Raw genomic sequence first — 16,942 nt, forward strand, 5'->3', positions numbered from 1 at the left:
CGTCAATGCCAGGGATGCAAAGAACGGCTATGTTTCAATCAAAGTGTCACCTATGTGAATGCACTTTTTTGTAACCCATGTGGTTGTCCCGTACATAGCAGCCGGCGCCGTGTATCCCCAGGCGTATCCCTTAGAAAGACACAGACGACCAAACCCTTTAAAAACGAGAACTTCACCCCTAGGTTCAAACGGCGCCGGCTCTCGGGCTGTCTCAGACAGTCTACAAAACACCCCAAGAAGCCCGCCCCGTGCGGGCTTTCTTGTTTCTAACGGTTTACCGCTGTCTTCCCCCCCCCAACGAATGCCCCCAGATACACTCTGGCATCCAAACAGACCGCTGACATACGATACCCCCCTCACCCCCGGAGACTCACGGATGAGCACCCCCACCCCCCAATTGCTCTCCCTCTCATTGCGCTCTTACTCCGGCCAGGTTGAGCTTCACCAGCATGACTTTCATCAAGTCGTACTCCCCCAATCCGGGTCGATGGAGATTGAGGTCGACGGACGAGGTGGCAAGGTCGATGCGAGTCAGGGGGTGGTGATTTCTGCCGGGGCCAGGCATACGTTTCTGGCCAACCCTCATAACCGTTTCCTGGTGCTGGACGTTTCGACCGACGGTGGCGAAGCGCAGCAGGGCGCGGTTGCGTCATTTGACCCACTCAACGACAAGCGCTTTTTTGCGGTCCGGCCCGATATACGGCATTTGCTCGATTACGCCAGCAGCAACGGGCCACGGTTGGTCGGCTCGCTCGCGATGGCCGAGTCCTGGAGTCGGTTGCTGTTGTGTTCGTTATTGCAGCCCGAGGTTGCGCGGAGCGATCCCGGCCAGTTCATTCTTGCTCGCGCGTTGGCCTACATTGAGCAGCACTTGGGCACGGCCCTGACGGCGCATGATATTGCGCGTTATGCGGGCACGAGTGAGCGGCGTTTGTATGTGCTGTTTGGGCAGCACCTGAACACAACGCCGTTCTCACATATCGCGAACTTGCGCCTGAATCTGGCCATTGACCTGTTGCGCGAAACGTCTTTGTCGATCATTGATATTGCGCATCGCGCCGGGTACGCCGACCAGAGTGCGTTAACCCATGCCCTGAAGAAAGCCCGCCATCTGACGCCGGCCGTGGTGCGTAAACAAGGGCGCGCCCCCTGAAAAAACAGCAGTCCCGAACAATTCTTTGGCGGGCCTGATCAATACTCGCTCTCTCGACCTTTCTATTGTTCGCGCTTGGGGATTATCCGCAGACGGGGCTTGCATGAGCACTTCCAACCCATCCATCACCCTTGCCAAGGGCGCCGCCAGTGCGACGCTGATCGGGGTGATTGCCGTGTTTTTGTGGGCGTGCCTGGCGCTTCTGACCACGTTGACCGCCGGGATCCCGGCCTTTCAGTTGCTGGCGTCGAGCTTCGCGGTCGCGTTCGTGGCCAGCCTGTGCGTGCTGGGGCTGCGTGGCGCAGCAGGGTTCAGCAGTTGGCGCCAGCCCTGGTCTGTGTGGACGACGGGATTTGCCGGCATCTTTGTCTATCACGCGTTGTATTTCTTTGCCCTGAAGGCCGCGCCTGCGGCTGAAGCCAGCCTGATTGCCTACCTGTGGCCGCTGCTGATCGTGCTGCTGTCGAGCTTTGCCACCGGCGAGTCGCTGCGCAAGCGCCAGCTGTTGGGCGCCTTGCTCGGCTTGGCGGGGACGGCCTTCATCATGCAGCTGCGGGCCCGGAGTGACGGTGCGTCGATGCCGGTTATCGGTTACGCCGCAGCCTTTGCGTGTGCCTGGGTCTGGGCGATTTATTCGGTGTTCAACCGGCGGTTCAGCCATGTTCCGAGCAGCATCATCGGGGGAATCTGTGGGCTGGTGGCTGTGGCCGGGGGGCTCTGCCACTTGGCTTTCGAAACCACGGTGCGGCCTGAGCCGGGCCAGTGGGCGGCGATCATTGCCCTGGGGCTGGGCCCGGTAGGCCTGGCTTTTTTCGCCTGGGACCACGCGACCAAGCACGGAAATCTATCGATGCTGGGCGCCCTGTCTTACCTGGCGCCGCTGTTCTCCACGCTGCTGCTGATTGCCGTGGGGCAAAGCGAGGCCAAGCCGATCCTGATGATCCCCGCGGTGTTGATCATTACGGGGGCGGTCATCGCCACTTCACGCTCACGCAGGACCTCACGGTGATCTCGACGGACCGAGCTTTTCAGTCGAGCCCACACGCGCCCCACTCCCCTTCTCTGCTTGCTTGGGGAGTCAGGAGTGGGGCAAAGACTGCGGCGGTGAGCGTGCGCGTCAGACCCTGGCAGGCGACACAATGATCTTCACATTGTGTTCCTTGTTTTTAACCAGTTCCTCAAAACCCTGCCCCACGATTTCCTCCAGCTGAATGCGCCCCGTCACCAGTGGCGAGATGTCCAGCCGCCCATCCGCGATAAACGCGATCACGTCGGCGAATTCCCCGTTATAGGCCAGTGCGCCGAGCACCTGTTTTTCCGTGGCCACCAGCTCGAAGAAGTTGAATTCACTGGGCTCTTCGAAGATGCCCACCAGTACGCACTTGCCGGCCTTGCGGATCAGGTCGATGGCGAGTTTGGCCGTGTGTTTGTTGCCGATGCATTCGAAACTGACATCCGCGCCGAGCCCGCCGGTGAGGCGGCGTACTTCGGCCAGGGCATCGCATTCGTTGGGATCGAGCACATGGGTCGCCCCCACTTCCCTGGCCTTGGCCTTGCGCGCGCCGGACATTTCCAGCGCGATCACCTGCGCCGCGCCCGCCGCCTTGGCGCACATGATGGTGCACAGGCCGATGGTGCCGGCACCGACCACCACGACGTTTTGCCCGAGCAGGCTTCCGGCTTTTTTCACCGCGTGCATGCCGACGGCCAGAGGCTCGATCAGTGCACCGGCTTCAGCGGGGAAGTTCGCCGGTAGCTTGTACAGCAGGTTGGCGGGCACGTTGACCAGTTCGGCGAAGGCGCCGTTGTTCATCAGGCCGGTGAAGGCCAGGTTCTCGCAAATGTTGTAGAGCCCGTGGGTGCAGTAGTAGCACGTGCCGCAATGCTGGCAGGCATCGGCCGCCACCGGCTCGCCGACGCTGAAACCCTCCACGCCGGCACCGAGTTCGACGATCTCGCCACAAAACTCATGACCGAGAATGCACTGGCCCTTTATCCCGGTCAGCGGGTGCGGGGCGTCGACCGGAATGAACACCGGGCCGGCCACGTACTCATGCAGATCGGAGCCGCAAATGCCGCACCATTGCACGCGGATCTGCACCCAACCGGCAGGCGGCGAGACGGGCAGCGGCACGTCTTCGACGCGGATGTCGTTGCGACCGTGCCAGACAGCGGCACGCATGCTGCGTTGCGAGTTGCTCGAAAGGCTCATAGCGAAGTCTCCTTGAAACGGTTGGCACTGGCGCACCGGGTGGGTTGCAAGGGGCAAGAGCAAGGCCGGTGCCAGTTGCGCAAAAACGTCTGGATACCCCTTTCTTAGAGCCGCCGAATGGAACCTCAAGGATGGCCGGCATCGAGGTCAAACGAGACGCGCCATGCCAGATCGTGTGCGGTAGCGACGAGACCGTGAGACGTTGCGTCTCAGCGCAAGCCCTAATGTCAGTCAGTTAAGAAGTAGAAAGGGTAAACAGTAACCTGTGGCGAGCGGGCTTGCCCCGCGTTGGGGTGCGAAGCGCCCCTGATGAAGACGAATGCGGTGTATCAGGCACTCCTCTGCGCCTGGTCTTGGGGCTGCTGCGCAACCCAACGCGGGGCAAGCCCGCTCGCCACAGGTTGGTATGAGTGCAAGCCCCCTGTATGACGTTTTGTCAGCCGATCTGTATCTAACGCGCGCCTTTCTCCCGCCCTACCATCAAGCGCATTCAACCTGCGCAACGACGCGCTCAACCTACAGGAGTTAACCCATGCCCGAACTGTCGAGCCTGCTGGCGTATGGTCTGATTTCCCTTGGCATGGTGCTGACGCCCGGCCCGAACATGATCTACCTGATTTCGCGGTCGATCTGCCAGGGGCCGCTGGCCGGGTTGATTTCCCTGGGCGGCGTGGCACTGGGTTTCGTCGTGTATATGCTGTGCGCGGCGCTGGGTATTACCGCGTTGCTGATGGCGGTGCCGTATGCGTATGACGCGCTCAGGCTCGGCGGTGCGCTCTACCTGTTGTACCTGGCCTGGCAAGCGGTCAAGCCCGGCGGGCGCTCGGCGTTTCATGTGCGCGACTTGCCCAGGGACGGTCCCCGCAAGCTGTTCATGATGGGTTTTGTGACCAACCTGTTGAACCCGAAAGTGGCGGTGATGTACCTGTCATTGCTGCCCCAATTCATCACCCCCACCGGCCACGGCAGCGTGCTGACGCAATCCATCGTGCTGGGCTTTACCCAAATCATGATCAGTGTGAGCGTCAATGCGGTGATCGCCATCATGGCCGGTTCCATCGCGACGTTTCTGGCGGCCAAGCCGGTATGGCAGCTGGTGCAGCGCTGGTTGATGGGGACGGTGCTGGCAGGTCTGGCGGTGCGCATGGCTTTTGATGCGCGGCGTTGAACGCGGGGCCACCGGTAACCTGTGGCCCGTTCTGTCTTTTGTGGTCAATGCTTACGCAACGCCTCCAGCCGCGCCGGCAGGTCTTCCTCGGGGAAACGTGCGTGCAACGCCAACAGTTTTTCATCCGCAGCTTTGCTTTGACCCGCTTCACGCAAGCGCACTATCGCCTGTAACTCTTGCTCCAGCGACGGCAACGCTGACGGCGCGCGCTTGCTGAGTCTGGCGCTCGATTCATCAGCCATCGAACCTGCAATTTCAGCCTGAACCGGCGCACTTTCAGCCTTGGGCGCGGCGGCGATGCGCGCCATCGGCGCCGGTGCGGACAACGCTTGCGGCGCCGGGCGGGCGGCTTCTTCGTGCATAGCGGAGAAGGTCGCGGTGGAGATTTCGGGTTGCGGCACTGGCGAGCGCGTGACCACGCCGATCATCAGCGCCAAGCCGGCCACGGTGGCGAATGCCATTTGCCAGCGCGGACGTTGGCAGGCTTGCAGCCAGCGTTGCCACAGGCTCGGGGGCGGCACCGGGGCTTCGCGGCGGGCGGCGTTTAGGATGAAGGCATCGAGGGACGCGGGCGGCTCGCCGGTGCTGTGTTGACGGTAATGCTGGATCAGCACGTCGTCGGAGTCGGGAGTGTGTCGGGAGTCGGTCATGCGAGTATCTCCTCGGCCAGCAGGCGGCGCAGTTTCTGCTGGGCGTAACGCAGGCGGCTTTTTACGGTTTCCAGCGGGGCGCCGGTGAGGGCGGCGATTTGCGGCACTTCGAGGTCGCCGTGCAGGCGCAGCAGGAAGACTTCGCGCTGGTCTTCGGGCAAGTCTTGCAGGGCGGCGTCGAGGCGCGCCTGGTCGCGGCTCAGGCTCAGTTGTTGCTCAGGGCCGGCGCTGTCGTCGGCCTGGGCGTGCAGTTGCTCATCGTAGCTGTCGTGCAGCGGGTTGTGGATGCCGTGCTTGCGCCAATGGTCGATCAGGCGGTTGCGAGCAATCTGGAACAGCCATGTACGAAAGCTCGCCCGGCCTTGCGGCTGGGTGCTGCTGCGGATCAGGCTGAGCCAGGTCTCCTGGTAGATTTCCTCGGCCAGTTCAGCCTTGTTGCTCAGGGACACGAGGAAGCGGTAGAGGCCTTGGCGATGCCGCGCGTACAAGGCTTCGAACGCGGCGGCGTCACCGGTTCGGTAACGGGCCAGCAGCGATTCGTCGCTGGGTGGGTCATCTGGAACAGCCATGTAGGGGGCGAACTCCTTTTATAAATTTAACGCTGTTCATGTGTGGGAGGGGGCTTGCTCCCGATGGCGGTGCATCAGTAACAGATGTATTGACTGGTCACTGCCATCGGGGGCAAGCCCCTCCCACATTTGATCCGTGTCGTGGTCGAGATCAAGGTTTGAGGCTTTGGGTCAGCTCTACCAGTTGCACGAACTCGTTGCGCAAACCAAAGGGGTCATCGCCCCGGGCCGAACGGGCCAGTGCGGCAGTGTCCTTCAAACTCATGCTGCCAGTGTAACGGCCATCGCCCTTGAGCTGTTGGGCGAAGGCGGCCACCGCCGCCGAGAAGCGCAGGTCGTCGCTGGCCTGGGTGACTTCCTTGCTGATGGGCCGTTCGATCAAGCGGCTATCACCGCCCGTGGCAGGCTTGTAGCGCACACGTAACATCGCCAGCTCATTGGCACCGCCTTCAGCGGCGGGCACGCGGGTGTAGCGCAATGGTTCCAACCAGCCCTTCTCGCCCTTCGGCACAATTTCATACAGCGCGGTCACGGTATGCCCTGCGCCAATCTCGCCGGCATCGACTTTGTCGTTGTTGAAATCTTCACGCTTGAGGGCGCGATTTTCATAGCCCAGCAGTCGATACTCGCTGACCAGTGCCGGATTGAACTCCACCTGCAATTTCACATCCCGCGCCACCACGGCGAGGGTCGAACTGAGCTGGTCCACCAGCACCTTGCGGGCTTCGCGCAGGTTGTCGATATAGGCGTAATTGCCATCGCCGGCATCGGCCAGTTGTTCCATCAGGTGTTCGTTGTAGTTATCCACACCGAAGCCGAGGGTGGTCAGGGACACGCCGCTTTTACGCTGCCGGGCGGCCATTTGCTTGAGGCTGTCGAAGTCGCTGACGCCCACATTGAAGTCACCGTCGGTGGCCAGCAGGATGCGGTTGATGCCCTTGTCGATAAAGCCTTCGCGGGCCATCTGGTAGGCCAGTTCGATGCCGGATGCGCCTGCCGTGGACCCGCCGGCGGTGAGTTGATCAATGGCATTGCGGATCTTGGCCTTGTCGCGACCCGACGTAGGCTTGAGCACCACGCGGGACTCACCGGCATACACCACCAACGCAACCCGGTCCTGATCACGCAACTGGTCCACCAGCAATTTCAGGGTGCTTTGCACCAACGGCAAGCCTTCGCGGCGATCCATGGAGCCGGACACGTCCACCAGGAACACCAGGTTGGCCGGCGCCAGGTCCGCCACGGCGCGGTCGGACGCCTTGATGCCGATGCGCAGCAGTTGGGTGTGCGGGTTCCACGGTGTGGCGGCGACTTCGGTGGTCACGCCAAACGGTGAGCCGTCGGTGGGCAAGGCGTAGTGGTAGGGGAAGTAGTTGACCATTTCCTCCAGTCGCACAGCACCCTCGGGCGGCAGGCTGCCTTGGTTGAGGAAGCGTCTGACGTTGGCGTAGCTGCCCGTGTCGACATCCACACTGAAGGTGGAAACCGGCGCTTCAGCCACGCGATGCACCGGGTTGTCCGGCAGGTTGGCGTATTGCTCGCGGGGCTCACTGCGGTAGTCCATCGCCGCTGATTCCTGCATGCGCATTGGCGCGGGCATTGCCATGCGTTTGACCAAGGCGCCCTGGGGTGACGCGCGTTGCAACTCGGCGACGGGCTCGGCCGGTTTGGCCAACTCGGGGGACGAAGACAGCCCACAACCGGCCAGCGCCACCACCATGGTGACGGCAAAGCCTTGGGCGGCAGGACGCAGGAAAAGCAGGGGACGGGACATGGGCTGAACCTCGTGAATGAATGATCCGTTCACAAGGTCAGACGCAGGGTGCGGGATGTTCGGGTTAACCCTGATTCAAATAACACAGACATTCAAATGTGGGAGGGGGCTTGCCCCCGATGGCGGTGGGTCAGTCAAACATGTACTGACTGATCTACCGCTATCGGGGGCAAGCCCCCTCCCACATTTGGACCGTGGTGTTCTCAGAACCCGGATATCAATCCGTGCCGTACTTCGGGTTACGCGGGCCGTACAGGATCCCCGCGCGTTGGCCCGGCGACAGCAGGCGTGCGCTGGTGATGCCGGCAATCGGGTGCGCCGCATCGGTGGAGCTGTTGATCACTTGCTTGACCGCCGCCGTGATCAGCATGCCGATCAGGCCGCCGCTGTTGTTGTTACCTTCCTCGCTGGAGGCACGCGCCGAACCGGTCCACAGGGTGGTGCCGGTGCGCAGGTCCACCAGTTTGGCCGAGGCCGTCACTGCGGTGTCGCTGGAGATCAGCATGTACTTGGTGCCGTACTCGCTGACGGTGATGTACAGCGCAGCGTCCGCGCCGAAGATGTCATGCAGCTTGGCCGGTGGCACGCCCTGGATATCGTTGGCGGTGGTCAGGCCGTTCTGGCGGAAGGTTTCGTCCACCAGGGCAATTGGCAGCACGTAGTAGCCGGCTTCGGCCAGCGGGTAGGTCACTTGCGAGACCAGGCTGTACGAGGCCTGCACTTCCGGCGACTCGTTGATCGGCGGCAGTACCAGGATCGACTTGGGCCGCGCCTGCTTGTACGCCGTGTAGTCAATGGTCTTGGGGGCTGCGCAACCGCCGAGCAAAGCCAGGGCCAGCAAGGCGCCGGTGAGTTTTAACAGGCTCATTTAGTGGCCACTCCGGTCTTGGCGTTTTTCAGCAGGAAGTCCATGTACGAAGCAGACTCGGGAAACAGCGCCTTCTCGGTGCGGAATTCCTGCACCATCTGGTCGTCCTTGCCCATGCTCAGGTACAGCATGCCCAGGTGCGCGTGGTAACCCGGCGGCGCCTTGCGGCCGCTGGCGTTGATCTTTTGCAGATCACGCTCCAGCGCCTCGACCTGCGCTTCCTTGGGCTCGCCCTTGAAGTACTCGTAAACCTGCGGCTGGTAGCTTTCCCATTGATACAGGGGTTGGGGCGCCGTCTGGCACCCGGCGACCGCCGCGATTGCTGTCAGCATCAGCGCCAACTTCACTGCCTTGCTCATCCGTGTACTGCTCCTTGAGAGGTTGCTGATCAGTTGCGTGGGTTCCAGGCACCGGCGTTGATGCCGTCGACCAAGCGGTTGATGGCTTCGCGCATGGCCAGGTCCAGGACCTTGCCATTGAGGGTGGAGTCGTAGCTGGCGGTGCCGCCGAAGCCGACCACTTCACGGTTGGACAGCGCGTATTCACCGGCGCCCTGGGTGGAATACACCACTTCGGAGGTGCTGATGTTGACGATGTTCAGTGCGACTTTGGCGTAGGCCACCTGGGTTTTGCCACGGCCGAGGATGCCGAACAACTGGCGGTCGCCGGTCTCTTTGCGACCGAACTCGGTCACGTCGCCGGTCACTACGTAGTCCGCGCCCTTGAGCTTCTGCGCGGTGCCTTTGATCGCGGCTTCCTGGGAGATTTCACCCATGTTGTCGCGGTCCAGCACGCTGAAGCGGTTGGTCTGCTGCAGGTGGGTGATCAAGATGGTCTTGGCCTGGCCACCGAGGCGGTCGACGCCGTCGGAGAAGATGCCGCGCATGTAGCTGGAGCGGTTGTCGAACTTGCCCACGGCGATGGGCACACGCACGCCGGAATAGGCGACGTTGGCGCTGGCGACTTGTTCCACCGGCATGGCGCGGTTGCTCTCCGTGGCGCAACCGGCCACGGTCAACAGCGCTGCGGCGGTGAGGCCCGACAGCAGGATTTTGGACAGTGTGTTCACAGGGTGCTCCTAAATGGGGGGGAATCGGGTATGGCAGCCGACGCTAGCGAGACGGAATATCGCGCAGGTCGTCGACGATGAAGTCGCTTAGCCCACTAGTGAAGTACCGCTCGACACTGGAGTTACCGCTGTTGGTTACAACGCCGGCAAGGGTCCTCCATTGTTGCGGCTGGCCTCGCCAGTTGCTGGGCTCCAGGCTGGGGTGGTTCTGGGCGAAGTGCAGCACCTCGGCACCGGCTTTCTTGACCTTGACCTTGTAGCCAAAATCGATGCTTTGCAGGATGGTGCCGTCGTCAATCAACAGGTTCGAAAAACCACCATTGGAGTCGATGATATGGCGCACATAGACGACGTCGACATCCAGCAAATAATCGGCGCTGTCTTTACTGGTTGCGTAACGCTTGGCTTTGAGCAAGCGGTTTACCAGATCGACGCCGAGCTCCTGGCGAACTTTGTCATCCGACATGAAGTGCTTACTCTTGCCCTTCACCTCAACGTTGAAGGTCTCGAGCCAGTAAGTAGCAGTCTTCGGAATCGTAACCGGCGCCGGCGAGATGTAGTACTCCGGCTTGGAGGCGCAGCCCGCCAGTAGGCAGACGCAGAGGAATACGGCAAACGCGCGCATGTCTGAATTCATCCCTGAAAAGTATCGTGCTTTAAACAATCGCGGCATTTTACGGGGTTGAGGGCGCTTCTCAAGGTGTTTCGTCGGATGCCGTGCGGTGGCGCACATTCCCTAAAGTTATGCGGATACGGGTCGAAACAGTAACTTGGCTTGCTCACTTATAGGGATATTGCGTGCTTAACACTCTGCTTCGGGCGACAGTCCTGGTCGCCGCGCTGTCGATGACCGGCTGCGTTTCCTACACCGTCACCGGCCCCATCGCCGCCCCGCTCCACCCGGTCGCTGTCAGCAGCCCGCGCAGCGCGCAAATCGCCGATGTGACGGTGAGCGCCGCCGATGTCAACGAAGCCAACAAGGCCGCCATCAGCAGCTCCTTGACCGCCCAGATCACCCAGTACGTGCGCACCGGGGGTTACTTCAAGCAGGTCACCGAGTATCCGGTACGCCTGGGCGAGCAGGACGTGACACTTAAATTCAACATGACCGCCCTCAAGGGCCATCGCGCGCCGCACCCGGCGTACGTGCCTGGCGCGCTGCTGACGCTGACTATCTGGATCTGGGTCAACGGCCCGATCTACGTGGACAGCTTCGAGGTGGCCGGCGACCTGGTGATCGTCGACCGCAACGGCAAGGAACTGGCCAAGGCCAAGGATTCGATCAAATTCGAACACAACGTCGGGCTTTACAGCGGCCAATATTGGGCACCGTCGATGGGCGGCCAACAGCTGACCAAACTGGTCGGGCAACTGCTCGACACCGTCACCGCCAACCTGGCTAAACCGTAATTTCAAGGAGTGATGCATGAAAGGATTGATCAAACACAGCCTGGTACTCGCCGCTGTCCTGCTGACCGGCTGCGTGTCTTACTCGCAGCACGAATTGCCCGCCGTACAGACCTGGCCACCGACCGCCAACGCCCCGGCGCAAAAGCCTACGGCGTACGTGCGCACCACGGCGCAGAACCACGTCAACGGCGGCCCGGGCAACGCAGCAGTCGGCGCACCGGTGGTGCTGTGGGAAAAGGCCGTGGCCGATTCTTATCGCGACTCCCAGCGTTTTTCGCGGGTGAGCACCGATAAGGTCGACTCAGACATCTACGTCGACGCGACGCTGCACAACAACGAAGAGTACAGCCCGGTCTCGGCGTTCCTCACCGGCTTCACGTTCTTCGTCATCCCCACCACGGCAAAGAACATCTTTACCCTGGAGACGGTGTTCAAGGACAAGGATGGCAAGGAACTGGGCCGCGTCAAAAAGAGCGAATCGGTGCGCACGTGGGTGCACCTGGTGCTGATCGTGGGCATCCCGTTCCAGAGCGACACGCGGGAAGTGGTCGAGGCGCTGACGCGCAGTACGCTGGATGAAGCGGTGCAGCGCAAGTTGCTATAACCCGGCTGCTGTGTGAACGGCGCTAATTGTAGCAAGCGGGCTTGCCACAGGGTTCAAGTTACTGAGCGACAGCGCTAAGTCGCAGATTTAGCGCTGTCGCACGCAACACTTACAGCGGACCTCCTTGACGGGGCTTAGAACGCGTACCGCGCTTTTAGCATCACGCCATCGGCATCAAAACCACTGCGCGCCTGGCGGGTGTAGCTGGCGCCGACGCTGAAGTCCGACACCTGGTAGTTCACGCCCACGCTGGCTTCGTAGCTGTCACGGGCCACCGACGCACCGGTCACGGTAAACGCTGAACCACCGGCCACGAAGCTGGAGGTTTGCGCCACGCGATCACCCATCAGGTCGTGATAGGCCATCAACGTCGCTTCCGGCTGCAAGCTGCCGGCACCCATCGGCAGGTTGCCGGCCAGGCGCAGGCCCGCGCCCAGCTCACCCACTTCATAACGCTGCGAACCGGTGCTCAGTGCCGCCGAAGAGCCTTTCTCGTCGTAGCCATCCATGCGCACGTTGGAGTAACGCGCGGCCACACGCGGCTCAATCACCACCGCTTGCGACGGCTTGAAGCTGTAGCCGCCGATCACGCTGGCCGACAACACATTGCTGTCGTAACTGCCCTTGGCCGTGGTGCCGGCGATATGACGCTTGCTGTCGTTCTGGTTGTGGCCGTAGCTGAGGCTGCCGTCGACAAACCAGTTTTGCAGCGACCAGTTGCCATACAGCGACAGCGCGTGACCTTCGACGTCGGTCTTGTTGCCCAGGTCGGAATGGATATTGGAATTGAGGTAGCTGTACGCCACGCCCAGGATGGTGGTGTCGTTCACACGACCATCCACACCCACCGCCATGCCGCTGCTGTTGGCCGAGTAACCGTTGTCACCGCCGCGACCGTCCTGGTCCATGTTGCTGCTCAGGCCCTGCACCCACACGCCGCCGACCTGGTGGCTTTCACGCTGGTCGGTGAGGCGATTGAAGATCGCGCCGTTGACCACGGTTTGCCCCGACAACGCCACGTCGAGGGCGCCACGGTTGACGTCCGGCTTGAGCTGATCGCCGATCCGCGCCAGTTGCTCTGCAGTGCCGGCGTTGGCCAGGGCCTGGAAGACTTGATCGTCCGCGCTGAGGTTACTCAACACACCGTTCTTGAAGGTGTTGACCGCCGTGACCGCCGCGCTGGTGGCGCCCACGCCAGCGAGATCCGCCTGGACTTGCTGGTCGGCCTTGACCGCCACCACGGTCTTCACCGTCTGCGCATCGGCCGAGTAACTGAGCACGTCGAGCAGAGAGGAAGAACTGGCCACGGACAGGCCGTTGTCTTGCACGCTGGTGGCTTGCAGCAGGGTGTATTCGGTGCCGTTATTGGTGCTGGCGAAGTCGCCTGGGTTGGCGCTCACGGTCAGCTTTGACCCCTGGGCGAAGTTGGCGGCGCCGTTGACGGTCAGGTACGGCGTGGTGGGCACAACGCTGTCGGACAGGTGCATATCAATGCCGGCGCCATTGGCCACATTGAGGTTGCCGGTAATGGCGGTGCCAGGGGCCGAGAGGTTCAGCGAACCCGAGTTGACCGACACCGGTGCGATGATGCGATTACCGGTGAAACCGGCCTGGCCGTCGATATTCACGGCGCTCAGGTTGAGCACATCACCGATGATGTTGCCGCCGGTCCAGTTCAAGGTTGCCAGGTTGCGCGCATCGATGGCGGTGCCGGAATTGCTGCGAATTTCGCCGGCTTGCTGGTTGATTTCGAACGGCGAGGTTTGGTCGGGACCGACCAGGATCGCCGTGCCATCGGCGGTGATTGTGCCTCGGTTGACGATGCCGCGCGAACCGCTCGCACTGTTCTGGGCAAAGGTTGCCTCCAGGAACTGGAAGGCATTGGCGTTGGTACCCTTGGCCTCAAGCGTGCCGGTGTTGAGGATGTAATCGATGGTGCCGTTATAAAAAAATATGCCTTGGGCGTCATTGCCGTTGGCAGAAATCAAGCCGCTGTTTTCGATACGCAGCGGGCTGGTATCCGTTTCCACTTCGATGCCCCAAGCGCCTTCACCCGTGGCCTTGATAGTGCCGGAGTTGAGGATCTTGCCGCCGATGGTGGTGGGGGTGTTGTTGTCGCGATCCAGCACGATGCCAATCGCGCCTTCGCCGGCCATATCGATCAGACCGGTGTTGGACACATCGCCGCCGATGGTGGTGCCGTGCAGGTAAATCCCCTCGCCCCCGCCGATATAGAAAGGTGGCGGTGCGGGCGCCGACGGTGCCGTCGAAATGATGGTGCCGGAGTTGATCACGCTGCCACCGATGGTGGTCCTGCCGATCTCAAGCCCCTCATCGCCACCGTTGTTCATCAGGATATTGCCGGCCTGTACCACGTCACCGGTGACAGAGCCTGGGCTGAGGTTGGGCGGGCCGGTCCAGAACATCGGGTCCAGGGCAAAGCCTCGCACAGTGTAGCCGTCGGCATTCAGCGTGATGTCAGCGCGGTTGATCAACGAACCCTGGATGTGGGTATCGGCGACACCCAGCCCGGCAGGGGGCGAATTGGTCGGGGTGGTGACCTGAGTGGTCTGCCCGGTGAGGATCAGCGACTCGTTGTAATTCTCGCTGACGAACTGGGTTTTGCCTGCCCCGAGGTCAACTTCCACCGCCAGCACCTGCGTGCTGATTGCGCCGACCATGATTGCCAACAGGCTTTTCTGAAACTGCTTACGCTTCATTTCTGACTCCATGAACTACAGGTCAAAGCCGCCAACAGCCCGGCGGCAGTAGGTGTATCGAGTGAAGGGATCAAGGGATCCGGATGCATCCCCCGTCGCACATGGCTGATACGCAGGCACGACCATTCGCACCGCGAGAGGCAGTGGCGAACAAGGGAGTAAGGGGAAAAACGCTCACATCAATCCTTAATGCTTTTGAAAACGCTGCAGTCCATGCAGCCCTACCGCGCGTGGGTGGGCGCGGTAATGACCTTCAAATGTATGAAAAGGTTCAGGATTGTGTCGGAAAGTTGTGTAGTCGATCACATTGCGTGAGTGTTTGCAGGGTGCGGGCGGCCCGCCCAGGCCGCCCTGCTCAGGTATTGATGACGATCGTCTTGGCCAACATATCGCCCAAGCGACGACGCAGGCCGAACAGTACAAAAAGACCGTCCAACACACTGAACAGCAGCTTCGGAAAATTGCGCAGGAACGACTGGAACAGCGTGCAGTTCGTGGGGTACGGGTAACCCACCACGGCCGTGCCGCATACCCGCTTGCCCAAGCTCTGGCCATTGGGCAAGGCATCGCAAAACAAGTAGTACCCGAAGGCTGAAAACAGCAGCACATAGTGGAGGGCATCAAACAATGCCGGGCCTCCTGCAGAGCCCAGATAGAAATAGGCGTAGTCCAGGTTTCGGTTCAAAAACAGCAGGAAAAGCACCACGGCCATATCGATGAAATAGCCGAGCAGGCGCTTGCCTGGGCTGGCGAGATTCCAGGTGCCTGCGGCCGATACTGATTCGCTCATACAGTCATTTATCCAAAAGTCGAAGAGATGTCATTGAGGCCGGCACACGTTGTACATGCCCGCTCGCGTCCATACGCGGTGGCTTTAACCTCATGGCGTTTGTGGCTGTTCTGAATGTGAACGGGCGCAGATTTGCTCCCACCCTTTCTCAATCGTGCCCGTGTACTTACCGCACGACGCGCCCTTTAACTGAGCGTCCATAAAGTCCTGCTCCGGCCCGACCCACAGCAGACCAACCAGATAGGCCACCCCGGCGGCAAACACCAGCAACGCCGATGTCCGAGTCAGCATGAATCGCAGCACGGCGGCGGCGGTTCGAGACCGTTCAAACACACACGCGAACAACAACCCGATCCCACCCCAGACGAAACCCGCCGCGGCCGTGCCCAACCAAGACGAATCACGATAGAGGTAGGCCCAGGCCAGGATGAACGCGATGGCGCTGACGCACATCAGCAGCAGGCACAGCCACTGGGCGATCCGACAGCCGATACTCGAAAAGCTCATGGAAACGTCGTCCCGATACGCGCTCGTTCATTCGAAAACCAGATGCCGGAGACCTTGCCCACCACATCATCAAGCGCAACCTGGCCCATGAAGCGGCTGTCGTTGCTGACATCACGGTTGTCGCCCAAGAGGTACACATGCCCCGGCGCTACCTGGAGTGGCGCCAACTCAAGGGAGTAGTCCTTTTTGACGCGCTCAGCCGGTGCGTGAAACAAACCCAGGTTCTCACCGTTGCGGATCAACTCGCCATGGACGATGGCCAGAGTGTCACCACCGATTCCCGCCACCCGTTTGACCGCCTCGGTGCCATTCCAGCGATACACCACGATATCCGCCACTTTGGGATCGCCAGCCCGCAGGTCCGACATGATGTAGTCGCCAATCGACAACGTCGGAGCCATCGACCCCGACGGAATGTAATAGTTTTTGAAGCCCAGCAACGGCACCCGAAAGACGTCCAGCGTCAGCACCAGGATCACCACCACACCGACGTAAAGAGCATGGAAGCGTTTACGCGGCACATTGGGCGGACCGCTATAGCGACGAGCCAACACGGCGGACACGATGGCAGAGGTCAGTTTGACCGTGATGACGAAAGCGAAGAATGCATACAGTCCAAGGGGTGTAGTGACCAACCCCAAGGCACCCATCAGCACGACCCCGCCGAGCAACAACGCTGCGACCCGGATACCCCACTGCGTGCGACCTACATACACCAGGCCCCAGCCGGGTATGAGGCAGGCCATCAGGAAGGCCTGGAGGGAGAATTTTGCGGGTTTCATTGATCATCCTTAATAATGTAAATGCTGGCGCCGCGCATATTACTGCTGGGCTCGCCAATCCACATAACCTTTGATCGCTGTTAACTGGCGAAGGATTGTGACGGTGGTCTGACCCTGATTCTTAAAAAGTTATATACACCCCTCTTTTTTCGTCTATCGCCTGCTCAAGCATTTTTTTAAATTCTCTAACAACCTCAAACGCATCATCTGAAACTTTTCCTTCGACCTCCAAAACCCTACTTAGGCTTTCGCTCACTTCATGTTGAGCCTGGAAGTAAGAACCCATTTTCCCAGGATCAAAGAAATTTGATCCCGAACCTAACGGCGTACCTAAAAAAGGCGAGAAGCCTAATTTACCTTTATCAGAAAACAGCTCTTGAGAAATACTCCACCATAAGCCAAGCCCTCGGTCATCAGTAGGCGAATAATATTTCGTAAGTGCGAAATCCCCATACTGATGAACGTCCTTGCTTTCAATCATATCTTCCCAGCCATCCTCTAACGCGAAACCTTCATATGGATCAACTAGAGACTGCCTATTAGAAACAATGAAATCCCGCACCTGATCGATACTTCCCGAGCGCAAACAGCTCTCCAACAACGGCTTAAGCTCACGAGTGAAACCATCAATATCAAAAATAAATGCTTTATGCTCATAACTCATAA

General features: G+C 60.5%; 18 protein-coding genes. 5 read left to right on the forward strand and 13 right to left on the reverse strand.

Annotation, left to right across the window (positions count from 1 at the left end):
- Positions 1–376: 376 nt before the first annotated feature.
- On the forward strand, positions 377–1,153 hold the full coding sequence (locus M2397_RS28040; protein WP_259244861.1) for an AraC family transcriptional regulator: 777 nt from the start codon (positions 377–379) through the stop codon (positions 1,151–1,153).
- Positions 1,154–1,256: 103 nt separating this feature from the next.
- Positions 1,257–2,162 carry a DMT family transporter gene (locus M2397_RS28045; protein ID WP_259244862.1) on the forward strand — a complete coding sequence of 302 codons (906 nt, stop codon included), beginning with the start codon at positions 1,257–1,259 and terminating at the stop codon, positions 2,160–2,162.
- 108 nt (positions 2,163–2,270) lie between these two features.
- On the opposite strand, the gene M2397_RS28050 is transcribed toward M2397_RS28045, so the two are convergent.
- Entirely contained in the window at positions 2,271–3,335 is a 1,065-nt protein-coding gene (locus M2397_RS28050; protein ID WP_237683137.1) for a 2,3-butanediol dehydrogenase, read from the reverse strand.
- Positions 3,336–3,897: 562 nt separating this feature from the next.
- Between M2397_RS28050 and M2397_RS28055 the strand changes: the two genes are divergently transcribed.
- A complete protein-coding gene (locus M2397_RS28055; protein ID WP_053135452.1) occupies positions 3,898–4,533 on the forward strand; it encodes a LysE family translocator in 636 nt (211 codons plus the stop codon).
- 44 nt (positions 4,534–4,577) lie between these two features.
- Here the strand turns inward: M2397_RS28055 and M2397_RS28060 are convergent, their stop codons facing one another.
- The 7 genes from M2397_RS28060 to M2397_RS28090 all read right to left on the reverse strand — a co-directional run bounded on the left by M2397_RS28060 (position 4,578) and on the right by M2397_RS28090 (position 10,088).
- Positions 4,578–5,183 (reverse strand): hypothetical protein, encoded by a 606-nt coding sequence (locus M2397_RS28060; RefSeq protein WP_259244863.1) that lies wholly within the window; start codon positions 5,181–5,183, stop codon positions 4,578–4,580.
- Positions 5,180–5,752 carry an RNA polymerase sigma factor gene (locus tag M2397_RS28065; RefSeq protein WP_145335737.1) on the reverse strand — a complete coding sequence of 191 codons (573 nt, stop codon included), beginning with the start codon at positions 5,750–5,752 and terminating at the stop codon, positions 5,180–5,182. Before M2397_RS28065 ends, M2397_RS28060 begins: the two co-directional genes overlap by 4 nt.
- A gap of 151 nt (positions 5,753–5,903) precedes the next feature.
- A complete protein-coding gene (locus M2397_RS28070) occupies positions 5,904–7,526 on the reverse strand; it encodes a VWA domain-containing protein (protein WP_259244864.1) in 1,623 nt (540 codons plus the stop codon).
- Between the two features lie 217 nt (positions 7,527–7,743).
- A complete protein-coding gene (locus tag M2397_RS28075; RefSeq protein WP_131697032.1) occupies positions 7,744–8,394 on the reverse strand; it encodes a DUF799 domain-containing protein in 651 nt (216 codons plus the stop codon).
- Complete coding sequence (locus M2397_RS28080) at positions 8,391–8,753, reverse strand: DUF4810 domain-containing protein (protein ID WP_145335732.1); 363 nt, start codon at positions 8,751–8,753, stop codon at positions 8,391–8,393. Before M2397_RS28080 ends, M2397_RS28075 begins: the two co-directional genes overlap by 4 nt.
- A gap of 29 nt (positions 8,754–8,782) precedes the next feature.
- Entirely contained in the window at positions 8,783–9,463 is a 681-nt protein-coding gene (locus M2397_RS28085) for a CsgG/HfaB family protein (protein ID WP_027608087.1), read from the reverse strand.
- Positions 9,464–9,506: 43 nt separating this feature from the next.
- On the reverse strand, positions 9,507–10,088 hold the full coding sequence (locus tag M2397_RS28090; RefSeq protein WP_259244892.1) for a hypothetical protein: 582 nt from the start codon (positions 10,086–10,088) through the stop codon (positions 9,507–9,509).
- A 173-nt stretch (positions 10,089–10,261) separates the two neighbouring features.
- On the opposite strand from M2397_RS28090, the gene M2397_RS28095 reads away from it, so the two are divergent.
- Positions 10,262–10,873, forward strand: coding sequence for a hypothetical protein (locus M2397_RS28095; RefSeq protein WP_259244865.1), 612 nt, complete (start codon positions 10,262–10,264; stop codon positions 10,871–10,873).
- A gap of 16 nt (positions 10,874–10,889) precedes the next feature.
- A complete protein-coding gene (locus tag M2397_RS28100) occupies positions 10,890–11,477 on the forward strand; it encodes a hypothetical protein (RefSeq protein ID WP_090401186.1) in 588 nt (195 codons plus the stop codon).
- A gap of 134 nt (positions 11,478–11,611) precedes the next feature.
- Here the strand turns inward: M2397_RS28100 and M2397_RS28105 are convergent, their stop codons facing one another.
- The 5 genes from M2397_RS28105 to M2397_RS28125 form a co-directional block, all read right to left on the reverse strand.
- Positions 11,612–14,197, reverse strand: coding sequence for an autotransporter outer membrane beta-barrel domain-containing protein (locus M2397_RS28105; protein ID WP_259244866.1), 2,586 nt, complete (start codon positions 14,195–14,197; stop codon positions 11,612–11,614).
- A 355-nt stretch (positions 14,198–14,552) separates the two neighbouring features.
- Entirely contained in the window at positions 14,553–14,987 is a 435-nt protein-coding gene (locus M2397_RS28110) for an RDD family protein (RefSeq protein WP_131697036.1), read from the reverse strand.
- A 90-nt stretch (positions 14,988–15,077) separates the two neighbouring features.
- Entirely contained in the window at positions 15,078–15,494 is a 417-nt protein-coding gene (locus tag M2397_RS28115; protein WP_184745666.1) for a hypothetical protein, read from the reverse strand.
- Entirely contained in the window at positions 15,491–16,276 is a 786-nt protein-coding gene (lepB, locus tag M2397_RS28120; RefSeq protein ID WP_259244867.1) for a signal peptidase I, read from the reverse strand. The genes M2397_RS28115 and lepB overlap by 4 nt, the downstream gene beginning before the upstream one ends.
- Before the next feature lie 121 nt (positions 16,277–16,397).
- The gene (locus M2397_RS28125) at positions 16,398–16,940 is read right to left on the reverse strand and encodes a hypothetical protein (protein ID WP_259244868.1); all 543 of its coding nucleotides are present in this window, start codon (positions 16,938–16,940) and stop codon (positions 16,398–16,400) included.
- Positions 16,941–16,942 lie beyond the last annotated feature (2 nt).

The sequence above is a fragment of the Pseudomonas sp. BIGb0381 genome (assembly GCF_024809815.1).
Classification (GTDB): domain Bacteria; phylum Pseudomonadota; class Gammaproteobacteria; order Pseudomonadales; family Pseudomonadaceae; genus Aquipseudomonas.

What these genes read in the sequence shown, in the direction of transcription:
- M2397_RS28040 (WP_259244861.1), top strand. Translation starts at nt 377, where the DNA reads ATGAGCACCCCCACCCCCCAATTGCTCTCCCTCTCATTGCGCTCTTAC.
- M2397_RS28045 (WP_259244862.1), top strand. Translation starts at nt 1,257, where the DNA reads ATGAGCACTTCCAACCCATCCATCACCCTTGCCAAGGGCGCCGCCAGT.
- M2397_RS28050 (WP_237683137.1), bottom strand. Translation starts at nt 3,335, where the DNA reads ATGCGTGCCGCTGTCTGGCACGGTCGCAACGACATCCGCGTCGAAGAC.
- M2397_RS28055 (WP_053135452.1), top strand. Translation starts at nt 3,898, where the DNA reads ATGCCCGAACTGTCGAGCCTGCTGGCGTATGGTCTGATTTCCCTTGGC.
- M2397_RS28060 (WP_259244863.1), bottom strand. Translation starts at nt 5,183, where the DNA reads ATGACCGACTCCCGACACACTCCCGACTCCGACGACGTGCTGATCCAG.
- M2397_RS28065 (WP_145335737.1), bottom strand. Translation starts at nt 5,752, where the DNA reads ATGGCTGTTCCAGATGACCCACCCAGCGACGAATCGCTGCTGGCCCGT.
- M2397_RS28070 (WP_259244864.1), bottom strand. Translation starts at nt 7,526, where the DNA reads ATGTCCCGTCCCCTGCTTTTCCTGCGTCCTGCCGCCCAAGGCTTTGCC.
- M2397_RS28075 (WP_131697032.1), bottom strand. Translation starts at nt 8,394, where the DNA reads ATGAGCCTGTTAAAACTCACCGGCGCCTTGCTGGCCCTGGCTTTGCTC.
- M2397_RS28080 (WP_145335732.1), bottom strand. Translation starts at nt 8,753, where the DNA reads ATGAGCAAGGCAGTGAAGTTGGCGCTGATGCTGACAGCAATCGCGGCG.
- M2397_RS28090 (WP_259244892.1), bottom strand. Translation starts at nt 10,088, where the DNA reads ATGCGCGCGTTTGCCGTATTCCTCTGCGTCTGCCTACTGGCGGGCTGC.
- M2397_RS28100 (WP_090401186.1), top strand. Translation starts at nt 10,890, where the DNA reads ATGAAAGGATTGATCAAACACAGCCTGGTACTCGCCGCTGTCCTGCTG.
- M2397_RS28105 (WP_259244866.1), bottom strand. Translation starts at nt 14,197, where the DNA reads ATGAAGCGTAAGCAGTTTCAGAAAAGCCTGTTGGCAATCATGGTCGGC.
- M2397_RS28110 (WP_131697036.1), bottom strand. Translation starts at nt 14,987, where the DNA reads ATGAGCGAATCAGTATCGGCCGCAGGCACCTGGAATCTCGCCAGCCCA.
- M2397_RS28115 (WP_184745666.1), bottom strand. Translation starts at nt 15,494, where the DNA reads ATGAGCTTTTCGAGTATCGGCTGTCGGATCGCCCAGTGGCTGTGCCTG.
- lepB (WP_259244867.1), bottom strand. Translation starts at nt 16,276, where the DNA reads ATGAAACCCGCAAAATTCTCCCTCCAGGCCTTCCTGATGGCCTGCCTC.
- M2397_RS28125 (WP_259244868.1), bottom strand. Translation starts at nt 16,940, where the DNA reads ATGAGTTATGAGCATAAAGCATTTATTTTTGATATTGATGGTTTCACT.